The following is a 21,698-nucleotide window of genomic DNA, read 5'->3' as shown; positions in this document are numbered from 1 at the left end:
AAGCGACTCAGAGGCGGCTCAATGCCGCGCCTGAGCGCCGTAGGAATCCTTGCCCTTTAGGGCGGGGAGGATGTCAAAAATGGATTGCCTAGCAGATTGAATAATTGCTAAACGAATTTTTCTTTCAATGGCGTAGTCGATTTGAGCTAAGGTATCTTGATCAGAGGCAGAGTATTTTGCTTTTTGAATAGCCCGTTGTCTTTGCTCATCAAAAGGAGAGCGCGCCGGATGTGAGTGACTGGAGCTCTTGAGCAATAGCGGTAGGCTGATGCTTGCGGTAATTAAGGAAATGATAAGAAAAACACATCAGGGCTTAAGGTGATACCCTCTTGGAAAAAGCCCGCAATGACTATCCCTAAGGAGATTTGTATAAGGGGTAGGGGGATGCTCCATGGAAGGACTCGTACAATAACGCCACTGGTAACAATGGCAATGAGCATGGCAAAAACGACCCCTAGACTTTCCATGATGACTGTGTTCTCTGATTTGATCTTGAGAAGTATGAAGGGATTTACTCATTTCACTCTAAGAAAGAAATATACCATAGTGGGTGGATTCCAAAAGCATATTGAAATCATGTTATGACTGTTCTATTTTTCTATTAAGTAAGAGTGCAATTAATTAATGTTCATTAGCCTTTTGCTAGTCGTTTGTATTTTTTAAGGTTTACACAATGAGTTTTCGTTCTGCAGTCAAAAAATCCGTCGCCTCTCATCGGCCAGCATCCCAATCTTTTTCTAGATCGCGGGGGAAAGGAGAACAAGAGCAGCCTAAACGATTGATACTTTTGAATAAGCCCTATGATGTACTGACTCAGTTTACCGACGATCAAGGACGCAGCACGTTAAAGGACTATGTGCCCGTTTCAGGGGTGTATCCTGCTGGGCGTTTAGATAGAAATAGTGAGGGTTTGCTCTTGCTGACCAATGATGGGCGGCTACAAGCTCGTATCGCAGAGCCTAAGTACAAGATGGCGAAAACGTATTGGGTTCAAGTTGAAGGCAGTGTGACCGATCAACAGTTAACTCAATTGCAGCAAGGGGTGTTACTAAATGATGGCATGACCTTACCTGCCCAGGCGGAACGAATCCATGAGCCCGATATCTGGCCTCGCACACCACCGGTTAGATTCAGAGCGCATATCCCGACCTCTTGGATGAGCATTACGATTACAGAGGGTAGGAATCGACAGGTAAGGCGTATGACAGCCGCGGTGGGGCTACCCACTTTACGCTTAATACGAGTAAAAATAGGAGACTGGTCTTTAGGTGATTTGCAGCCCGGGCAGTGGAAAGAGGTGGCTGCTGTGCTTTAGTGAGTTCTGATGTGTAGGGTAGCGTGCAACTTAGCTCCAATAATGATGGCGAGCATACTTACTAAGGAGCTGTAAGATAAGGTGGATAGACCAGATAAGCCTTGTCCAATCGTACAACCTAAGGCTAGCACCCCACCAATCCCCATCAATATGCCACCACCTATTGCTTGTTTCATTTGTGGCACTGATTCAAATCCAGTTAGGATGAATTGTTTCCTAATTAAGCTAGTGATGAAGGCTCCCACCCCGACTCCTATGACTACGGTAGTACCAAAGCGCAGACTCAGTCCGGTTGACAGCATGGCGTACTGTAAGGTGTCACCCACAGGAGCCACAAAGCTCAAGGAGGTAGGTGGGATAGTTTCAAAAGGATCAGCCCCTAACCAGCCTGTGGCTAACCAACCCGCGACCACTAAAACCCCGATCAGCGTGGCACCACACATGTCACGAATCCGTAAGGAGCAGTTTCCTCTAGAGGTAAACGCAAACAGTAATAAGGCGATGACCACAGAGCCCATGACAAAAGTGCGCCCGAATCCAGTCGCCGGAGTCATGGCCGCAGGGGTAATGAGGCTTAGTTGGCTCAGGTATAGTCGTAATGGCGCGAGCAGTCCTGTCATGACCACATACGCACTGACCCCTAAGCAAATAAGTACAACCAGAGAGCGTAAGTTACCTTGACCTAATAAGACTAAGGCCCTTGCACCGCACCCATTTGCCAGCCCCATACCGTAACCAAATAGCATGCCACCTAGCGGCAGCAGTAGCCATGAAACCTGCCTTTGTAAATATAAGCTGTCTTGAATGGGAACTAGGTGGGTAATATCAATGAGATAGGTTCCCAGTACGGCAACAGCTAATGCCAAGGCAAAGGCCTGTAGTTGATTGCTGGGTTGAGAGGCCCAGTGCGCCCTCAGACCACGGTAAAAGCAAAAGCCAGTGATTTGGCTAATAGAGCCAAAGAGCAGGCCAATAATTAGCCCTGCCCATAGAGTTAATGCGGTAGGAGTCATGATAGAGATAAGGTAGAAATACGTTTAACTGCGAGTACCCCATATATCCCATGTAATGGCGTCATACCAGGCCGCACCGTATTGTGCTTCGCGCTGGCGAAACGCCGTATCTGCTTCTGTGGGGCTAATACCACCGGAGACCTCAATGATTTGGTCATCTTTTAAGGCATAAGCGTGGGCGACAGAAATTCCGTAATCTGGTCCAATCAAGCTATAGCAGGTATTAGAAAAAGAGGGAGGAGCGATGTCTTTGCCTTGTAGTGAGTTAACAATGGCTAAAGCGGCGACCTTGGCTTGGATATTGGCAGAAAAGCCAGATTTTGGCATGGGTGATGCGATGGTGGCATCTCCAACTACATAAATATCATCAACCAATTGAGACTCAAAAGAGTGGGCTTTGACTGGTACCCATCCGCTTGCATCCGTCACCCCAGCTTTTTCTGCAATCACACCTGCTTTTTGCGGAGGCACTATATTTAGAACATCAGCGTGATGTATTTCTCCAAATTCAGTTTCGACTGAGTTTGTTGAGATGTCTACACGTGTCACCTTGCCATCTTGTGACATAGGAACCCATTCAATCATGTCGCCATAGAGCTGTTGCCAGCCAGCTTGAAATAAAGGCTGCTTAGAAAATGCATCTTTGGCGTCTAAGATAAGTATTTTTGACTTGGGCTTATGCTGCTGGAAGTAATGAGCGATCATGCTGACCCGCTCATAGGGACCAGGGGGGCAGCGAAATGGATTTTCAGGGGCAGCCAGAATAAAGGTGCCGCCATCTTTCATCGCAGTGAGCTGTTGTTTAAGTAGCTGGGTTTGCTCACCCCCTTTCCAAGCGTGAGGTGCCTGTTTAGAGGCCGCTTCGTCGTAGCCTTCAAGGGCATTCCAACGGAAATCTATACCCGGAGAAAGTAATAGCTTATCGTAAGCAAGGGTTGTGCCTGCAAGGAGATGGACTTTTTTGGTGGTGTTGTCGATGTTGCTTGCATAGTCATGAACAACATCAATACCTAAAGCACGTAAAGCATCGAAACGGTGTCCCTGCTGTTCAAATTGACGTAAGCCTCCTAGATAGAGGTTGCTAAAAGGACACGTGTAAAAAGTATGTGCGGGCTCGATTAACGTAACTTGGATAGTTGGGTCGTGGCGCTTAATATATTTGGCTGCAGTTGCCCCACCAAATCCACCCCCTACAATCACAACACGTGCAGCCGCTGGGCGAGCATACACAGGGGTTGAAAGCAGCACTGCACTGGCAGCTGCTGTTTGACCGACACGCTCTAACCATTGGCGTCGAGAAAAAGACGTTTTTTGTTTCATGGTATTTAGTCCTCTTGCGCCTTTGTGGTGGTTTGTGAGAAGTATCGCGCTAAGGCGGTTAGCTCCTCATGACTAAGGCCACGAGTTAAGCGGTCCATCACTGTAGTGTGTGGCGGTGGGGAGTCTGATTGAAATGCAGTTAGCTGCGCTAAAAGCACTGACTCAGGTTTTCCGGCTAGACTAGGAATTGCGCTAGATGGATTGCTTTTAGGGCTGTGGCAGTTAACACATGAGCTGGCTAAGAGCTCAATATCTAGGGTGGGTTCGGCTCTAGTAATGGGCGATAAGAGGACTCCCATCATTACCGCCCACACTGCGAGAGGTGTGAGGCTAGAAGGAAAAATCATAGCTACCTTTATAGGCTTGTTAAGCGTTGAGCTTAAGCTCAAGGCTATCCGTAATGACAGTATTCTCATCATCAATCCACTTCAGATGTAATGTTCCCGTTTTACGGGCTATAAAAGTGAATTCGATGTAAGGGTTCTGTGAAATGGCTGTTTCAGGCTGCCATGAAAAAAGAAGCTCATCATCCATTTTTACCTCAAAGAGGTTGACGATATTACGAGGGATGGGCTTATTTTCAGAGCTTAGGCGCATGCCACTTTCCATACGGTGCTCAATGAGGGCGCGTACCCGCACTATTTCATGAAGTTGTGGGGTCTTATTGCTGATCCAAATACGTGGTTTACTCATTTTTTTTCCCTTAATTACATGCCGCAGCCGCCAGCTGTCACGGTGATATGATGCTTAGCGATAAGAAAGCGACCATCATTCATGCGTGCAATGGCTTGAATACGCTGACTTTCTACTAAACGTAGCCGAACGGCAACCTCAGAGGTGCCGGCTAAGGCAGTAAAAGTAAAACGACAAGCCAGAGGCCGAGGGTTTCCCTCGGCTAAGAGAATGAGCTCCTCACAATAGGAGTCAGGAGTTATAGGGGCCTCAAAAACGACTTTTACCGGAACAGCTGCAGGATTATCACCTAATACCGGCATGATTAACTTTAGGCCTTGTTCTAGGGGGGTAGCCCCCTTTAGAAACAAGTCTATTTCAGCTTTTACTTCGGCTTGAGAGGCAGCGGTGAGTAATTGCTCTAGTACTTGTGCAGAGAGAGAAAGCGGCAGTAATCCGCCTCCTATGGCTATAGAGATACTTTTGAGCAACTGGCGACGCTTGTTTAGTTGCGTCGCTGTTGTAGATAAGGAGTTATAGGAAATCATTGAAACGGCTCTTAATCCAATTAAAGTCTTCTTGTACTAGATCGGCACTACGTACATCCATATCAATTTGGGTTTGAAGTACTTTACCTGTAGCATCAAGCTCATATTCAAATTTGACCGAAATCTCTTCTTGAGGGTCACCATTGACCATCATGTAGCACAAGTTGTCAGGTAGCACTGCTTTAACCTCTTTACCACTCGTGCGCTCATAAATATTCTGAGCGACGATTTTGGCAACGGCATGCGCTACATGGCCGCTTTTTGGATAGTGTCCAAACTGATCAGAAATAAAGCCCATCGAGTCACCAACGATATAGACGTTATCGTCTGTGTTCGCGGTGAAAAGGCGAGGGTGCATATCAGCCCAACCTGTTGGTTTTCCAGAGGCGTCTTTTCCAATTAAGTCGGCATACCAAACCATATCAGAGGCTTGGTGCGGAGGCATCAACACGGCATCATCAAAATCGAAGTCGCCAGCAGCTGTTTTGATATGCTTATTAAATGGATCGACCTCTTTGACGACGGCGTTTGGTACGTGTGTGATGATATCTGGATAGAGCTCTTCAAAAGCGGCCTTATATCCTTCTCCGATGGGGCCGATTTTTGGTTTTGGATCAAGAATAATGATTTTGCCTGGGATATTATTTTTTTTGATATGCCACGCCATGAGACAAGCCCGCTCATAGGGTGAAGGGGGGCAACGATGCGGGGGCGGCGGTAGAGTCATGACAATTGTGCCGCCCTTAAAGGCATTGAGTTTGTTTTTTAATGCGAACATTTCCGCATTGGGGATATAGGCATTTGGAAAATGCTTGCGTGTGTATTCAGCGGCGTAAAGATCATTGCCGAACCACGCATCGTAGGCGTTGCGAATGCCTCCCGATAAAATGAGATAGTCGTAGTCAACGCTACCCTGTGCCGTTTGTACGCGTTTTTTATCACGATCAAAACCGATTACTTCGGTATTGACTAAGGTGTAGCCATATTTATTGGCCGGGTGAATCATGTCGTGATTCACAAAGTCGGTGCTGACAATGTCAACGAGCCATTTATTACTCATGGGTCCAGACCAAAAGGTTGGATTTTTTTCTAGTAAAATGACATCGGCGTTAGGGATGAGTTCGCGTAGATAGCGAGCAGACGTCATGCCGCCCCAGCCACCACCACAAATGACAATGCGTGGGCCTTTTTGCTTTCCCGTGCGAGGTAAAAGCTGAGTGTTGCTGTGAATAGCAAGAGGTGCTGCTAGGCTTAGGGAAGGTACAGCTAGAGTACCTAACGCCATGATAGGTGGCGTTAAGAGAAAGTTTCTGCGATCCATGGGTTTTCTCCTCGTCGTCATACATGACACACGTTATGCTAAAGGGCTGATCAGGCCAAAGAGAGTGTTGCAACACGGCAAACTGCCCACAGTATAGCTGATAATTAAAAGAAAAGAGAATGCAAAAAAGCCCCGTTCAATGAACGAGGCTTTTTTGATTTATATGGCGCGGCTGGCAAGATTCGAACTCACGACCCCTTGGTTCGTAGCCAAGTACTCTATCCAACTGAGCTACAGCCGCATATAAACGATTGTATTATTAATTTACTGATCAAGCAATTTGTTTTTCTATTTATACTTAAAATCTAAAATAAATTAACAAACTAAAATTTGGCGCGGCTGGCAAGATTCGAACTCACGACCCCTTGGTTCGTAGCCAAGTACTCTATCCAACTGAGCTACAGCCGCTGTGAGAAATAGAACTTTACTTAAATACTACATAACTGTCAAGTGTTTTTTGATTTGTTATCGAAATAAGTGATGTTCTAGCTGTGAGCTTTAATGATAAACACACAGTTTTATACATGGACAGATTTTTTATGTCTGTGCTTTAATGCATAAAAGAAAAAGTATAACACCGTCTTGGAGAAAAAGGTGAATAGTTTAAATAAAGTCACGCATATTGCGGATTTTCAACGTATTGCACGGCGTCGCGTTCCTAAAATGTTTTATGACTACGCAGACTCAGGCTCGTGGTCTGAAAGGACTTATAGAGCAAATGAGAGCGACTTGCAGCGCTTGCTGTTTAAGCAGCGTGTTGCGGTAAATATAGAACATCGTTCGGTGCGGTCTACGCTTTTGGGTCAGCAGGCGACGATGCCCGTGGCGATAGCACCTACCGGTTTGACCGGAATGCAGCATGCGGATGGTGAGATATTAGCCGCTTTAGCAGCAAAAAATTTTGGCATTCCTTTCACTTTATCCACGATGAGTATTTGCTCTATAGAGGATATTGCCGCACATACTCAGTCGCCATTTTGGTTTCAGTTATATGTAATGCGGGATCGCTCTTTTATTGAGGCTTTAATTGATCGAGCGAAAGCCGCGAACTGCTCGGCGTTGGTATTGACCTTAGATCTACAGGTGTTGGGGCAGCGTCATAAGGACATTAAAAATGGGTTATCTACGCCGCCAAAACCCACCCTACGTAATTTGCTTAATTTGGCAACGAAGCCGTATTGGTGTTCACAGATGCTTAAAACGAAGCGCCGTACTTTTGGCAATATAGTTGGACATGCGAAAGGTGTCAGTGATTTAAGCTCTTTGTCTGTGTGGACCGCAGAACAGTTTGATCCTACTTTATGTTGGGATGATGTGGCGTGGATTAAGTCTCGTTGGGGAGGCAAAATTATTCTGAAAGGGATCATGGATGCCGAAGATGCTCAACATGCTGTAGATGCAGGGGCAGATGCCATTGTGGTGTCAAATCACGGAGGACGCCAATTAGATGGTGCGCCGTCTACGATTGCCGCGTTGCCACATATAGTGAAGGCTGTAAAAGGTAAAACGGAAATCTATATGGATGGGGGCATCCGCAGTGGGCAGGATGTATTACGAGCGCTGGCCTTAGGAGCTGATGGCGTAATGATAGGGCGTGCGTTTTTATATGCCTTAGGTGCGGCGGGTCAGGCGGGCGTTGAGCGTTGTTTGGAAATTATTAAAAATGAGCTTGATGTATCGATGGCGCTGTGTGGTAAAAATCGTATTGAAGAGCTAACACGAGATGTTCTGTTAAACCCCTCCATTTATGATCGTTTTTAAGCACAATGGGCGGTAAAGCCCTCTTTGGATTTACATGTAATGAATACAAAGAGGGTTTAACGCATTTTATTTTTTTAGGGTGTGAGTGGTGGTTTTATAAAAGCGTATAGCAGCGGCTAGTGTCGTTAACCAACCTGCCAGCATCAGCATGCCACCGATGGGGGTGATCATACCTAACCAGCTTTGCCCACTGAGCACTAATAAAAAGAGACTACCTGAAAATAATAACGTACCAACGAATAGCAGATTGTAGGCTAAGGTTTGTAAGCGTGATTGCAGCAAGTGCTGAGAGGCAGCTAGGCCCAACATGCCTAAGCCATGGACGAATAAATATAAAACCGCAGTATGCCAAACGGCCATTAGGTTGATATCCACCAGACCTGTTAAGGCATGGGCTCCAAACGCGCCAGTGGCAACGCCAATAAATAAAAGAAAAGCGGCAATAGCGATTTGGATTGAGGCATTCATAATAAATCTCGTATGTTAGGGTTGTACTGATGTACAGGTGGGGCGAACCACCTATAATCTAAGGCTTTAAGATTAACATTTAGCAGTAGGTATTAGGGATATTATGGCGACCAGAAAGCCTAAACCGTCATTGGGTGGCACGGTAAAGAGTCAGTTAAACAAAGAGTTAAATACGGTACTCAGTGCAAAGCTGCGGCAATTGTTAAAAACGCCGATGGGGAAGGTGATTGCCGCTGTGATTCTTGCGGTAGTTGCAGCAGCCTTTTTTTTGACAAAAGGGGATTCCTCTAGCTCTACACAGACTACCGCTCAAACGCCTAGACCCAAAGGTGAGTTTGTATTGCAAGGTAAGGTCACGCATGTAGCGGATGGTGATACGATTAATGTGCAGGTAAATGGCCAACGTGAACGTGTGCGCTTGGCAAATATCGATGCGCCCGAAAGCGATGGGCGCTCAGATAGACCGGGCCAGGCTTACGCGGATCAGTCTCAGCAGGCAATGGCAGCAATGGTCTTAAATAAAACGCTGACCTTGAATTGTTTTGAGCAAGATCATTACGGACGAAATGTCTGCAATGTGATGTTACCAGATGGGCGTATTGCGAATCAGGTGTTAGTTGAACAGGGCTTAGCGTGGGCATATACCGGTAGCAACGGGCGCTACTTGCGTGATAAGTCGTTAATTCAAGTCCAAGAACAAGCTCAAAAAGCAAAACGCGGTTTGTGGAAAGATAACAATCCAACGCCTCCGTGGGAATGGCGTGTTCAGTGTTGGCAACAAAAAAAATGCAATTGATTTTACGTGTCTTATTGGTAGCCCAATTAGCTTGGTTAACCGCCTGTGGTCCGCAGGCGGTTAATAGTCCTTATCCGACGCAACACGCTAAAGACAATGTGCTCTATACCGCATTTACGCAACGCTCACCTAAATACTTAGATCCGGCCAGTTCTTATTCGTCTGATGAGACACCTTTTACCTATTCCATTTATGAGCCCGTGTATGGCTATGAGTATTTAAAACGTCCCTACCAGCTCACTACACGTACAGCAACAGAGGTTGTGCAGCCTTACTATCTAGATAAAGATGGACGTCGATTACCCGATGACGCGAGTGGAGAGCTGATTGCTCAAAGTGTGTATGAGATCACCCTAAAATCTGGTGTTTTGTTTCAACCGCATCCTGCCTTTGCTCAAGATAGCACTAATAACTATCACTACTACCCTATCCCAGAGCAAGAGTTAAAAGGGAAATACGCATTGATGGACTTTGAGAAAATGGGTACACGGGAGCTAACCGCACATGACTACGTCTACGGGCTGCGTCGTTTAGCTAGTCCACGGGTGGTGTCTCCTATTTATGCCTTTTTTGCTGATCATATTGTTGGTATGAAAGCCTATGGCGAGCAGTTACGTCAGATTGATAGCACCAAAGATAAAAAACAATGGTTAGATTTACGCGAGTTCGGCTTTGAGGGGGTCGAGGCGGTGGATGACCACACATTGCGAATTCGAGTTTTAGGAAAATACCCCCAGTTTTCATATTGGTTGGCCATGACCTTTACTGCCCCCATTCCCTGGGAGGCTGATCGCTTCTATCATCAGCCGATGATGGCTGAGCATGACTTATCCCTAAATACATGGCCCGTTGGCACAGGCCCCTATATGTTGACCGAGTCCATTCGTAATCGACGTCATGTGCTAACCCGCAATCCTCACTTTCGTGGTGAACCCTATCCGTGTGAAGGTGAGCCGGGGGATAAGGAGGCTGGCTTACTCGCTGATTGCGGTAAATTGACGCCCTTTATTGACTCTGTGGTTTTTCAGTTAGAAAAGGAGTCTGTCCCTTTATTGGGTAAGTTTTTACAAGGTTATTACGATATACCTCAGGTAGAGCGAGGGGATTATGGGGTGGCAATGACGGTTGCTGCAGAGGACTCGCCAGCTAAGGCAGCCCTATATAAAGAACGCGGTTTAGATTTACGTACTTTGGCTGAATCGCAGTTATTTTATTTTGGATTTAATTGGCTTGATCCAGTAGTAGGGGCGGGAGACACGCCCGAGCAAGCGGAGAAAAATCGCTATTTACGGCAAGCCATTAGCATCGCCTTTGATTGGGAGCAGTTTGTGACCATTTTTCAAAATGATCAAGGTCAAGTTGCCCATGGACCATTACCGCCAGGGGTACGGGGCTATAGGGCGTTGCCAGAGGGGTATAACCCGTATGTGTATGAGCTGCACGAAGGAAATGTGCAGCGTCGATCCATAGAGCAAGCTCAAGCCTTATTAGCGAAAGCAGGCTATCCCGATGGACGCGATCATCAGACCGGGGCCCCTTTAATCTTGTATTTTGATTCAGCCGGTGGGATGGGGTCTAGTGCCATGTTGGACTGGATGCGTAGACAGTTGCAGCAATTGGGTGTGCAACTGGAAATTCGAGCCACAGACTACAACCGTTTCCAAGAAAAAATGCAGCGAGGAGTAGCCCAAATGTTTATGTGGGGCTGGGTGGCAGACTATCCAGACGCTGAAAATTTCTTATTTTTATTATATGGGCCACATGCGCGTGCTAATGGGGATGGTGAGAATGCGTCTAACTATCAAAACCCACACTATGATGCCTTATTTGAAAAGATGCGCTATCTGGACGAGGGGCCAGAAAAGGATGCCCTCATTGCGGAAATGATGGCTATTGTGCAAAAAGATGCACCATGGATGTTTGGTTATATTCCTAATTCCGGTGGTGTCTATCAGCAATGGGTATCTAATGCGAAACCCACGCAAATGGTTCGTAATACATTGCAGTATTTGCGATTGGACACGCAGTTACGGGCCCAAAAGCAAGCCCTTTGGAATCAGCCTGTTTGGTGGCCGTTGTGGGTGTTAATAGGTGTTATAGGGGGCATTGCGCTTTTAGCCTGGCGCGCTGTGCGTGCTCGTGAGCAACAGACAATCCGAGGAGAGTCCTAATGCTGCGTTACCTATTACGACGATTAGGCTATGGGGTATTGGTTTTACTCGGGGTTAATTTACTGACATTTGTGTTGTTTTTTGCAGTGAACACCCCTGATGACATGGCACGCTTAGCGATTGGTGGACAACGGGTTTCAGCCGATGCCATAGAGCAGTGGAAAAGGCAGCAGGGCTATGACAAGCCCTTATTTGTGAATCACAGTCAGACAGGTTTGCATATAGTCAAAGACACCATTTTTTTCGAGCGATCTGTCCCTTTATTGCGATTGGACTTTGGCTTTTCTGACGGGGGCCATGATATTAGCCACGAGATTGCGAATCGGATGGGGCCTAGCCTAGCCTTAGCGATACCTACTTTTATCTTGGGCTTGGCTGTTTCTGTTGCTTTTGCTTTGTTTCTTGTGTTCTTTAGGCATACAGCGATTGATTTTTATGGGGTCGTATTGTGCGTGATACTGCTCTCTATTTCAGGTTTGTTCTATATCATTGCTGGGCAATGGTTATTTGCTAAATTATTAGCCTGGGTGCCTTACTCTGGGTGGACGCAGGGGCTAGATACCTCGCGGTTTTTAATTCTTCCTGTGTTGATTGGCGTTATTTCCCGCCTAGGGGGCGAGTCGCGTTTTTATCGTAGCTTATTTTTAGAGGAATCCAACAAGGACTATATTCGTACTGCTAGGGCCAAAGGGCTCTCTGAGTACACCGTATTGTTTAAGCATTTATTGCGTAATGCAATGTTGCCTATTTTAACCGGCACGGTTTCAGCGATTCCTTTGCTCTTTATGGGCAGCTTAATTTCCGAGTCCTTTTTTGGAATCCCAGGTTTAGGCAGTTACACCATTGAGGCGATCAATGCTCAGGATTTGTCTATTGTTCGAGCCATGGTTTTTTTGGGATCAGGTCTTTATATCATTGGTCTGATATTGGCGGATATTTCTTACACGCTGGCTGATCCACGTGTGCGTTTTGAGTGATGACGATGCCTAAATTGACTCTGTTGTGGACGGATATGTTTGTCTGGGGCATGGTGCTGTTGGGGGTGCTGTATGTGTGGCACGTGTTTCGCAGCCCTGCCTTACGGATGGCGTGGCGTAGTGTGTTTTACAGCCCCTCTGCAGTAGCCGCAGCGGTGGTGTTAGGTTTTTTTATCAGCGTAGGCATCATAGACTCCATTCATTATCGATCTGCCTTGCCCGCAGTGCCAGGACAGACAGAGCTCCGATATGCGCCTGTTGCTCGTTCGGCATTAGATGATGTGTTGGATTGGGCTCACTTGTCTAAAAAAGAGCGCAGTTATTCTGCCCCTTTGGCCACGCATCTTTTCTTTAAAGAAAGTGTATTGATAGATGGCACAGCGCAACGTGAGTTTCCACCATTGGAAAATGCCGCCTTACATATACAGAATGCGCAGCAACATCAATATGATGTTATGCAGCTTAGCGCTTGGGCCGGGGTAGGGGTTGTGTTGGTTTTTGTGGTCTTGGGCGGCTTGTGTTGGCTGGGGTATAAAAAACAGGCTGCCTTTCCTTGGCGTAGTCTGTGGATTAGTTTAAGTCTATTGATCTCTACCCTCGCTGTCATCATACTATTTAGTCGCTTTTACTATTTATTAGGTACAGATCGTTCAGGCAATGATGTGATTTTCCAGTCGTTTAAAAGCATTAGAACGGCATTGGTGATTGGTACGTTAACTACTTTGGCTATGCTCCCCCCCGCGTTAGGCTTTGGCATTGCTGCTGGGTATTTCAAAGGCTGGGTAGATGATGTTATTCAGTATATTTACACCACGTTAACCTCCATTCCTGGTGTGCTTTTGATTGCTGCCTGTGTGTTAATGATGCAGGTGTATATGGACACCCATCCAGAACTCTTTGAGACGGTGGCCTCTAGAGCTGACCTTCGATTAGTGGTGCTATGTTTGATTCTAGGGTTAACGGGCTGGTCAGGATTATGTCGATTATTGCGGGCAGAGACCTTAAAACTAAGAGAGCTTGACTACGTGCAGGCGGCTAGGGCATTTGGAGTAGGGCACTGGGGGATTATGCGTCGTCATTTATTGCCTAATTTAATGCACTTAGTGCTTATTACTTTGGTGTTGGAGTTTTCTGGGCTCGTTCTCTACGAGGCCGTCTTGTCTTATCTAGGGATAGGGGTAGATCCAAGCATGCCTTCCTTTGGGACGATGATTGATGCAGCTCGTTTAGAGATGTCACGCGACCCCATGATTTGGTGGAATTTGTTAGGTGCTTTTGTCTTTTTGCTTAGCTTGGTGTTAGCCGCTAATATTTTTGCTGATGCAGTGCAACGTGCTTTTGACCCTCGCTCACGTCGATTAGCTCCTGCTCAGGCAGAGGTGCAGCATGCTTAAGGTTGTTGATTTATGTGTGCAAATCCAAGGCAGCGGTCAACGGGTGGTGGATCAAATCAGCTTCACCATAGCAAAAGGCCAAACTTTCGCGTTAGTGGGTGAGTCCGGTAGTGGTAAAAGCATGACCGCTTTGGCTATGCTTCGTTTGTTGCCCGAGGCTGCGCAGATAGAAGGCGGTCAGGTATTGCTGGGCCAAACAGATTTGTTTAGTTTGACTGAGTCTCAAATGCGAGGCATTCGAGGTGGGAAAATCGCTATGATTTTTCAAGAGCCTGCTACGTGCTTGAATCCGGTTTTATCGATTGGAGATCAGTTAATAGAGAGTTTAAAAGCGCATACGACGTATCGAGGTGCACAATTAAAACAGCGGGCTATTTGGTGGTTAGATCGAGTAGGCATATCGCAGGCAGCGACCCGTTTTGATGATTATCCCTTTCAGTTTTCAGGGGGGCAGCGGCAACGAATTATGATTGCGATGGCCTTAGCGAGTGAGCCGGATTTACTGATTGCTGATGAGCCTACCACTGCTTTAGATGTCACTGTGCAAGCACAAATTTTGCAGTTGTTAACTGATATTCAGCAGGAGCTAGGGCTAACGGTACTGTTAATTACGCATGATTTAGCTGTGGTGCAACAAGTCGCAGATACGGTGGCTCTAATGCGTTTTGGTAAAATCGTAGAGATAGCAAGTAATGTGGATTTTTTTGCTCGGCCTCAGCACGATTATGCGCAACAGCTATTAGCCGCCATTCCTAGTTTTGCACAACGTCAGATGCGTTTAGGATCACAGACGGCCTCTTTAACAGACCCAACCCCTGTGCTATCAGTACAAAATTTACATATTGCTTATAAAAAACCAGCTGGTTTTTTTCGTCGATCGCAGTCAATTGAGATAATAAAAGGGGTGAGCTTTAGCTTGGCTGCAGGGGAGACTTTAGCCTTATTAGGGGCTTCGGGTTGTGGTAAAAGTACCATAGCTAAATCCCTATTGCGCTTACTTGATGATCAAGTAATGGTGAGGGGACAGGCCCAGTTACTTGGGGATGACCTGCTCTCAAGTCGTGGCTCAATACTCAAAAGGCAGCGCCAAGATTTACAGATTGTGTTTCAGGACCCTTTTGCTTCATTAAATCCGCGTATGATGGTGGGCGATATTTTAACAGAGGGCTTAATCAGTCTTCAGCCAGACCTAACGGCGCAACAGCGTCAAAAGCGTATTGCCGAATTATTGGATCTGACGGCTTTGCCTAAGGGAAGCGCCCAGCGTTATGCTCATGAATTTTCAGGTGGGCAGCGACAGCGAATTGCAATTGCACGGGCTTTAGCTGTACAACCCAAGGTGCTTATCTGTGATGAGCCTACCTCGGCATTAGACGTATCTGTGCAAGCACAAATTTTAGATTTACTCATCGACTTACAGCAGCAAACGGGTTTGGCGTATTTATTTATTACGCATAATTTTAGCGTGGTAGAGTACATTGCCGATCGGGTTGCTATTATGGATGCAGGGCTCATCGTGGAGCAGGGTGATGCTCAGCAGGTATTACTGCAACCACGCCATCCCGTAAGCCAACAGTTATTGCAATCGGTGCCACGATTACAGACACCGTCCTCTGTCGTTTCTTAAATAAAGTTGTTATGGCCTTAAAAGTATTTGATTTGGCATGTGAAAATAGCCATGTTTTTGAGGGGTGGTTTAGGTCTCATGAGGACTACCATCTGCAACTTGAGCAAGGTCTATTACGCTGTCCTCTATGTAACAGCCAGCATGTAGAAAAGCAGCTCTCTGCTCCGCGATTAAATTTACGCCATGGCAGGGGTGAGTCGTCGGATGCTACCTCTAGCCCCGCTGAACTGAACTCTACGGCTGCACAAGCCGCTGTGTCATCTCCAATAGATAATAATCGGGAGCATAGATCTGCGCTGCAGGCTCAGATGCTGAAGCAGTTGCGCGACGTAATTAAAAACACGGATGATGTAGGGGATCAGTTTGTTACTGAGGCCAGAAAAATGCACGAAGGCGATGTGCCTGAGCGAGCCATACGAGGTTCAGCGACAGCACAAGAATATCAGGAACTCCGCGAAGAGGGGATTGCGGTAGTGCCCATTCCAGAGTTCATGAATGAGGATAAGTTAAATTAAACGCAGTACGTAGAAAAAAAGCCAGTTCACAATAATGAACTGGCTTTTTCGCTTGGACTAATAGCAGACGATTAGTTCACGCGACTGCGGTACTCGTTAGTACGAGTATCGATTTCGATGTTATCACCGATTTCGCAGAACATAGGGACAGAAACGATGTGTTCTGTCGCTAGACGAGCAGGTTTCATGACTTTACCAGAGGTATCACCACGTACTGCAGGCTCGGTGTAAATGATTTCGCGCACGATAGTAGTAGGTAGCTCAAGAGAGATAGCGCGACCATCGTAGAACACCACTTCGGCAGTCATCCCGTCTTGGAGGTAGTTCAGGGCATCACCCATGCTGTCAGCTTCGATTTCGTACTGATTGTACTCGGCGTCCATAAACACGTACATAGGGTCTGCAAAGTAAGTGTAAGTACACTCTTTTTTTTCAAGCATAACGATTTCAAATTTTTCGTCAGCTTTATGTACGGCTTCGCTAGGGCTACCTGTCAGTAAGTTTTTGAACTTTAGTTTTACAACGGCGCTGTTACGACCGGATTTGTTGTATTCAGCACGTTGAACGACTAAAGGATCGCTGCCCATCATTACCACGTTACCAACGCGTAAATCCTGTGCGGTTTTCATAGATATAAGACTCCGATGAAAGAGACCTCCGCACGCAATAGGCACAAGTTTGGCTGACAAAATACATCTTATTATTTTGTCTTTTGCTAAAGCGGAGAGTGGAAAAAAGCTATTTTACCGCTTTCTGGCACTTTTGCGAACAAAAAGCGATAAGTTGCGTAGCTAAATTATCTTGTAGACACAGATTATGTGCATAGTTTCTACATTGTTGTTGCCAATCTGATAAATGCAGTAGATGTTTGAGCAGTTGATCTGCATTTAATTGAAGGCTACTCCAGTCATAGATGAGCTGCTGGATAGCCCGATCAAAAGGGGTATGAGTTAGCCATGCCTGTAGTTTTTCTAGGTGGGTATTTTGTTCTTGTAGGTAGGGTTGCCAAATAAAGGGTTTGGCAGCCCAAATAGCACGAACAAATGAGTCTTCGCCACGCATGATATTAAGATCCGCATAATCCATTAAAGCATCAAAGTCTGCTTGTTGGATAAAACCCAAACGTTGAATAGTTAAGCGTTCCTTTTGATAGGAACTTAGTTGTGGATCTGGAGCGGTAGCAGCCAGTAATACTGTCCAGGACTCAGGGTGTTGGGCTAGGGCCTCATAGAGCACAGATAGTGGGGCATTAGGATAAGGGAAAACAAAGGCAATACGATCTGTAGTGGGGGCAGATAAACCCATGCTCTGCCATGCGGGTAAAGCCGTCGATGTAGAGGCTGAGTTATAAGATGAGGGGCGAAGCAATCCCCCTGTTTTGGCTGTAAATCCAGGGAAAAAGAAATACTTACTAATACCGTTTGGTTGTGGTGAGGGCAATAAATGGAGTTCCTCAACCCAAGTCTCAGCACTCAGGTATTCCAGATTAAGCCACAGCTGTGTGTGCTGGGGCATTTGACCTAAGTAGTCAGCAGGCAAGTCACAACCAAAGGCCTCAATCACAATGGGGGCAGGCTGTAGTTTAGAGGCGAGTTCCCACGACAGAACCGTAATTGTATTGACGATTTGTGTTGTTGCCGTGGGATCAATATGGTGTTCTATACGGGCAAAGGCGCTTAGATCATCAACCCACAAGCGGACCGGATAGGACTCGTTGAGTTGCTGTGCTAAACGCCAACAGACGCCAATATCGCCGTAGTTATCGACGACTTGGCAAAATAAATCGATAGTCATACCTAGTAACTAATGGATGGCGGACGGAGTGTAGTCCATGTCCTCAGGTAAATAAGGGTGTTGTAGCTCGCCTTTGGCGTTAGGGAAAGAGGGTGCGCTGCAATCGTCGCAGAAATCGGGGTCAAATAGCCCCGCGAGAAACTGAATGGACTCAATCCCTAGGTCAGACAGCAGATTTTGTAAAATCAAGGCTGTGTCTTGATAGTGGGGGCTGGATATATCAATTTCATCTCGGCTGAAAATAGGCCATACGCAGCCGTATAAAATATCAGGATTACTGGCTACGCCTAGCCCTATACGGAATTCCTCGGTGTCTTCGGCACCACAGCGGGCGATGACGGCTGAAATGTCTTTGAGTTCACTGTCTGTCACCATGGATAGCCATTGAGCCGCAGCCTTAATAGCTAAGGGGCGCATTTGTTTATCACTTTCACGGTTGTTGTAAAAGTAGCCATCAGGGGGAAGGTAATAACTTTGGCAGCCTGCAAACATAGCACTGAGGATCTGCTCGCATTGTGTTTGCCACTGCTGCTGGGCTTGCTGTAGCGCTAATAATGGATTGGGTGATTCTTGCCACGCAAAAACAGGGGCGTGTTCAGGTACGGCAATGGCAGTAACAATAAATTTTGTATCGGCCAATAAGCTAATACCGTCTTCGCGTTGGTCTATTTCTATAGCGGCTGGTTTAGCCTCTAAGGCTAATAGGCCGAGTTCTGTACATAGCTCGTGTGTTTGAGCCACACTTTTAGGGAGCTGATCGAAGCTTAATAGCTGACCGAGTACGGCAACCTTAGCTTGACTGCCAGCATAAGATTTAAATAACGTGAGTAGCTTTTCGTGTTGGGTGTGACTAAGCACGCCGTCTGGGAGCTGATAGCGAGTCCATGTGGCAATAGGAGCTGTAACTAAGAGCACGTTGAAATGACGATCATTAAAACGCACCGTGGCGCTTTCAGCCATTCCTTCGATTAGGCTAGCTAAAATGTCATACAGGTCAGATTGATAGGTGGTGGCCAGATAATCTAAAAGTTGCTCTAGAATTGTACTGTTAGGGTCGGCCAATAAATCCAGAATGGTTTGGCTTAGTTGGGCCTCCCAGAAATGATCCTCAAGCCTAGAGCCTGATTGATTAAGGGCCTCGATGAGAGCAAGCAAATCGTGGGCTTTATGGTGCAATACAGAGGTGGAGACGGTGGAGTCAACCATGAGCATTCCTAACAGACAAGCAAAGCATACAGTGTACCTGTACTAGATAAATGTGGATATAAAAAACCCCTTGGGCGTTAACGGCACAAGGGGTTAAGACAGAAATGTGGGTGATTAGCCTACAGTGTCTGCAATGTCTTTGAACTCTTGGATTTGGTCAAAGTTCATGTAGCGGTAAATGTCGTCGCTATTGGCTTGCAAGATACCCATATCAGCCAAGTATTCTTCTTTAGTTGGAATACGGCCTAAACGTGAACAAATAGCAGCGAGTTCGGCAGAGCCCAAGAACACGTTGGAGTTTTTACCCAAACGGTTCGGGAAGTTACGTGTGCTGGTGGACATAACTGTTGCACCTTCACGAACCTGAGCTTGGTTACCCATACATAAGGAACAGCCTGGCATTTCCATACGAGCACCCGCTGAACCTAGAATACCGTAGTGGCCTTCGTCGGAGAGCTGGGACTGATCCATTTTGGTCGGAGGAGCTACCCACAAACGTGTAGGAATATCGCGCTTACCTTCGAGTAGTTTGGATGCTGCACGGAAGTGACCAATGTTAGTCATGCAGCTACCAATAAACACTTCGTCAATAGGCGTACCAGAGACTTCGCTTAATGTTTTCACATCATCGGGGTCATTAGGGCATGCAACGATCGGCTCATGGATATCAGCTAAATCAATATCGATGACAGCTGCGTATTCTGCATCTGCATCAGGCTCTAATAGCTGAGGATTAGCTAGCCATTCTTCCATGGCATGGATACGACGCATGATGGTGCGCTCGTCTTCGTAGCCATTCGCAATCATCCACTTTAATAGGGTGATGTTGCTGTTGAGGTACTCAATGATTGGCTCTTTGTCTAAGCGCACGCTACATGCTGCGGCAGAGCGCTCAGCAGACGCATCGGATAGCTCAAATGCCTGTTCGATTTTGAGGTTAGGCAAGCCTTCGATCTCAAGAATACGACCAGAGAAAATGTTGACCTTACCTGCTTTTTCTACGGTAAGTAGACCTTGTTTGATCGCGTAGAGAGGAATGGCATTTACTAGGTCACGTAGAGTGACGCCAGGTTGCATTTCGCCTTTAAAACGCACCAAGACAGACTCAGGCATATCTAGAGGCATAACACCTGTTGCTGCAGCAAAAGCGACTAGACCGGAACCCGCTGGGAAACTAATCCCAATGGGGAAACGAGTATGAGAGTCCCCACCTGTACCTACCGTATCAGGCAATAACATACGGTTAAGCCAAGAGTGAATAATCCCATCGCCTGGGCGTAAGGAAACCCCGCCACGAGTGCTGATGAACTCAGGCAGTTCATGGTGAGTTTTTACGTCGATTGGCTTAGGGTAAGCGGCAGTGTGACAGAAAGACTGCATAACCAAATCAGCGGAGAAGCCTAGACATGCTAAATCTTTTAGCTCGTCACGTGTCATGGGGCCTGTGGTGTCTTGGCTACCGACGGTAGTCATACGTGGTTCGCAGTAGGTACCAGGGCGCACGCCTTGACCTTCAGGTAGACCACAGGCGCGACCCACCATTTTCTGTGCTAAAGAGAAACCTTTGCCAGAGTCTGCAGGTGCAGAGGGTAAGCGGAATAAATCTGTGGGTGCTAGACCTAGTGCCTCGCGAGCACGTGTTGTTAAGCCGCGGCCAATAATGAGGGGGATACGACCACCGGCACGCACTTCATCAAATAGTACGTCGGATTTAACAGTGAACTCAGAGATGACTTCGCCATTTTTTAAGGCTTTGCCTTCGTATGGGCGCAACTCAATGACATCGCCCATTTGCATTTGGGAAACGTCTAGCTCAATAGGTAGGGCACCTGCATCCTCCATGGTGTTGTAGAAGATAGGCGCAATTTTGCTACCTAAACAGACGCCACCAAAGCGTTTGTTTGGTACAAAAGGAATGTCTTCGCCAGTAAACCAGAGCACAGAGTTAGTGGCTGATTTACGTGAGGAACCAGTACCTACTACATCACCAACGTAGGCAATGATATGGCCTTTTTCTTTGAGTGACTCAAGCAGTTTGATTGGACCCACTTGACCAGGTACATCAGGCTCAATACCAGGACGTGGGTTTTTGAGCATTGCAAGAGCGTGTAGTGGGATGTCAGGACGACTCCACGCATCAGGAGCAGGGGATAGATCGTCAGTATTGGTTTCGCCTGTGACTTTGAATACAGTCAGAGTTAGGCTTTCAGGGACTTCGGGACGGCTAGTGAACCACTCGCCATCTGCCCAACTTTGTAAAATCTCTTTGGCGTATTGATTGCCTTTATCTGCTTTTTCTTTTACGTCGTGGAAAGCATCAAACATCAATAGGGTGTGTTTGAGGCTTTCAGCAGCTACAGGGGCTAGCTCATCGTTATCTAATAGATCAATTAACGGAGCAATGTTATAGCCACCTAACATCGTGCCAAGCAATTCAGTAGCACGTTTTTTGTCAAATAATGGATTGCTTTCAGTGCCTAAAGCCACAGCAGCTAAATAGGAGGCTTTAACCTTGGCAGCATCATCCACGCCTGCAGGTACACGATACGTCAATAAGTCGAGTAAAAACTCTTCTTCGCCCGCAGGAGGATTTTTAATTAATTCGATTAGATCGGCGGTTTGTTGCGCAGATAATGGGAGCGCAGGGATGCCTAACGCAGCGCGTTCGGCAACGTGTTGGCGGTAATTTTCCAGCATGTTGCAGGCCTATTTAGGTAAGAGTTGAAAGTGAGCTAAGCGTTGTTGCTTAGCTCTATTGTAAGAGTAACTGTAGCGCTAAGCAACAGTCTTATATAAGACA

21 protein-coding genes and 2 tRNA genes are annotated in these 21,698 nt (G+C 46.6%); 8 read left to right on the top strand and 15 right to left on the bottom strand.

The annotated features are described in order from the left end of the window. Positions 1-18: 18 nt before the first annotated feature. Positions 19-255 carry a hypothetical protein gene (locus tag Q0Z62_RS03250; protein WP_298050748.1) on the bottom strand — a complete coding sequence of 79 codons (237 nt, stop codon included), beginning with the start codon at positions 253-255 and terminating at the stop codon, positions 19-21. 26 nt (positions 256-281) lie between these two features. Then, positions 282-467 (bottom strand): hypothetical protein, encoded by a 186-nt coding sequence (locus Q0Z62_RS03245; RefSeq protein ID WP_298050745.1) that lies wholly within the window; start codon positions 465-467, stop codon positions 282-284. A 206-nt stretch (positions 468-673) separates the two neighbouring features. Between Q0Z62_RS03245 and Q0Z62_RS03240 the strand changes: the two genes are divergently transcribed. Then, the gene (locus tag Q0Z62_RS03240; protein ID WP_298050741.1) at positions 674-1,315 is read left to right on the top strand and encodes a pseudouridine synthase; all 642 of its coding nucleotides are present in this window, start codon (positions 674-676) and stop codon (positions 1,313-1,315) included. Here the strand turns inward: Q0Z62_RS03240 and Q0Z62_RS03235 are convergent. The 8 genes from Q0Z62_RS03235 to Q0Z62_RS03200 all read right to left on the bottom strand — a co-directional run bounded on the left by Q0Z62_RS03235 (position 1,312) and on the right by Q0Z62_RS03200 (position 6,597). After that, a complete protein-coding gene (locus Q0Z62_RS03235) occupies positions 1,312-2,328 on the bottom strand; it encodes a YeeE/YedE family protein (RefSeq protein ID WP_298050738.1) in 1,017 nt (338 codons plus the stop codon). The genes Q0Z62_RS03240 and Q0Z62_RS03235 overlap by 4 nt on opposite strands. A 24-nt stretch (positions 2,329-2,352) precedes the next feature. Next, positions 2,353-3,648: an NAD(P)/FAD-dependent oxidoreductase gene (locus Q0Z62_RS03230; protein ID WP_298050735.1), complete on the bottom strand. Its 1,296-nt coding sequence runs from the start codon at positions 3,646-3,648 to the stop codon at positions 2,353-2,355. Positions 3,649-3,653: 5 nt separating this feature from the next. Then, positions 3,654-3,995, bottom strand: coding sequence for a hypothetical protein (locus Q0Z62_RS03225; RefSeq protein WP_298050733.1), 342 nt, complete (start codon positions 3,993-3,995; stop codon positions 3,654-3,656). A 19-nt stretch (positions 3,996-4,014) separates the two neighbouring features. Then, the gene (soxZ, locus tag Q0Z62_RS03220) at positions 4,015-4,341 is read right to left on the bottom strand and encodes a thiosulfate oxidation carrier complex protein SoxZ (protein WP_269900243.1); all 327 of its coding nucleotides are present in this window, start codon (positions 4,339-4,341) and stop codon (positions 4,015-4,017) included. 14 nt (positions 4,342-4,355) lie between these two features. Next, the gene (locus tag Q0Z62_RS03215; protein ID WP_298050729.1) at positions 4,356-4,868 is read right to left on the bottom strand and encodes a thiosulfate oxidation carrier protein SoxY; all 513 of its coding nucleotides are present in this window, start codon (positions 4,866-4,868) and stop codon (positions 4,356-4,358) included. Further along, positions 4,855-6,189 (bottom strand): FAD-dependent oxidoreductase, encoded by a 1,335-nt coding sequence (locus Q0Z62_RS03210; protein ID WP_298050726.1) that lies wholly within the window; start codon positions 6,187-6,189, stop codon positions 4,855-4,857. The genes Q0Z62_RS03215 and Q0Z62_RS03210 overlap by 14 nt, the downstream gene beginning before the upstream one ends. A 164-nt stretch (positions 6,190-6,353) precedes the next feature. Beyond that, positions 6,354-6,430: transfer RNA gene (locus Q0Z62_RS03205), tRNA-Arg, on the bottom strand. A 90-nt stretch (positions 6,431-6,520) separates the two neighbouring features. Beyond that, positions 6,521-6,597, bottom strand: a tRNA-Arg gene (locus Q0Z62_RS03200). Positions 6,598-6,783: 186 nt separating this feature from the next. Here Q0Z62_RS03200 and Q0Z62_RS03195 point away from each other — a divergent pair. Beyond that, complete coding sequence (locus Q0Z62_RS03195; RefSeq protein ID WP_298050723.1) at positions 6,784-7,950, top strand: alpha-hydroxy acid oxidase; 1,167 nt, start codon at positions 6,784-6,786, stop codon at positions 7,948-7,950. Between the two features lie 66 nt (positions 7,951-8,016). Here the strand turns inward: Q0Z62_RS03195 and Q0Z62_RS03190 are convergent, their stop codons facing one another. Next, positions 8,017-8,418, bottom strand: a complete 402-nt coding sequence (locus tag Q0Z62_RS03190) for a DUF423 domain-containing protein (protein WP_269900239.1) — start codon at positions 8,416-8,418, stop codon at positions 8,017-8,019. A 103-nt stretch (positions 8,419-8,521) separates the two neighbouring features. Here Q0Z62_RS03190 and Q0Z62_RS03185 point away from each other — a divergent pair, with 103 nt between their 5' ends. Genes Q0Z62_RS03185 through Q0Z62_RS03160 form a run of 6 tightly spaced genes read left to right on the top strand, consistent with a single transcriptional unit; the run spans position 8,522 to position 15,898 of the window. Next, the gene (locus tag Q0Z62_RS03185) at positions 8,522-9,214 is read left to right on the top strand and encodes a thermonuclease family protein (protein WP_298050718.1); all 693 of its coding nucleotides are present in this window, start codon (positions 8,522-8,524) and stop codon (positions 9,212-9,214) included. Further along, positions 9,175-11,385 (top strand): ABC transporter substrate-binding protein, encoded by a 2,211-nt coding sequence (locus tag Q0Z62_RS03180; RefSeq protein ID WP_298050715.1) that lies wholly within the window; start codon positions 9,175-9,177, stop codon positions 11,383-11,385. Before Q0Z62_RS03185 ends, Q0Z62_RS03180 begins: the two co-directional genes overlap by 40 nt. Then, on the top strand, positions 11,385-12,362 hold the full coding sequence (locus Q0Z62_RS03175) for an ABC transporter permease (RefSeq protein ID WP_298050712.1): 978 nt from the start codon (positions 11,385-11,387) through the stop codon (positions 12,360-12,362). The genes Q0Z62_RS03180 and Q0Z62_RS03175 overlap by 1 nt, the downstream gene beginning before the upstream one ends. 5 nt (positions 12,363-12,367) lie before the next feature. Further along, positions 12,368-13,756 carry an ABC transporter permease gene (locus tag Q0Z62_RS03170; RefSeq protein WP_298050709.1) on the top strand — a complete coding sequence of 463 codons (1,389 nt, stop codon included), beginning with the start codon at positions 12,368-12,370 and terminating at the stop codon, positions 13,754-13,756. Beyond that, positions 13,749-15,383: an ABC transporter ATP-binding protein gene (locus tag Q0Z62_RS03165; RefSeq protein WP_298050704.1), complete on the top strand. Its 1,635-nt coding sequence runs from the start codon at positions 13,749-13,751 to the stop codon at positions 15,381-15,383. Before Q0Z62_RS03170 ends, Q0Z62_RS03165 begins: the two co-directional genes overlap by 8 nt. Before the next feature lie 11 nt (positions 15,384-15,394). After that, positions 15,395-15,898 carry a DUF1178 family protein gene (locus Q0Z62_RS03160; protein WP_269900233.1) on the top strand — a complete coding sequence of 168 codons (504 nt, stop codon included), beginning with the start codon at positions 15,395-15,397 and terminating at the stop codon, positions 15,896-15,898. A 71-nt stretch (positions 15,899-15,969) separates the two neighbouring features. Here the strand turns inward: Q0Z62_RS03160 and efp are convergent, their stop codons facing one another. The 4 genes from efp to acnB form a co-directional block, all read right to left on the bottom strand. Then, positions 15,970-16,527 (bottom strand): elongation factor P, encoded by a 558-nt coding sequence (efp, locus tag Q0Z62_RS03155; protein WP_269900232.1) that lies wholly within the window; start codon positions 16,525-16,527, stop codon positions 15,970-15,972. Between the two features lie 109 nt (positions 16,528-16,636). After that, complete coding sequence (earP, locus tag Q0Z62_RS03150) at positions 16,637-17,692, bottom strand: elongation factor P maturation arginine rhamnosyltransferase EarP (RefSeq protein WP_298050697.1); 1,056 nt, start codon at positions 17,690-17,692, stop codon at positions 16,637-16,639. 9 nt (positions 17,693-17,701) lie between these two features. After that, on the bottom strand, positions 17,702-18,898 hold the full coding sequence (locus Q0Z62_RS03145) for a DUF2863 family protein (protein ID WP_269900230.1): 1,197 nt from the start codon (positions 18,896-18,898) through the stop codon (positions 17,702-17,704). Between the two features lie 114 nt (positions 18,899-19,012). Continuing rightward, positions 19,013-21,595 (bottom strand): bifunctional aconitate hydratase 2/2-methylisocitrate dehydratase, encoded by a 2,583-nt coding sequence (gene acnB, locus Q0Z62_RS03140; RefSeq protein WP_298050690.1) that lies wholly within the window; start codon positions 21,593-21,595, stop codon positions 19,013-19,015. Between the last annotated feature and the right edge of the window lie 103 nt (positions 21,596-21,698).

Source organism: uncultured Paenalcaligenes sp., from assembly GCF_947630565.1.
GTDB lineage: Bacteria > Pseudomonadota > Gammaproteobacteria > Burkholderiales > Burkholderiaceae_B > Paenalcaligenes > Paenalcaligenes faecalis.
This window is presented reverse-complemented; position numbering and strand designations above follow the sequence as displayed.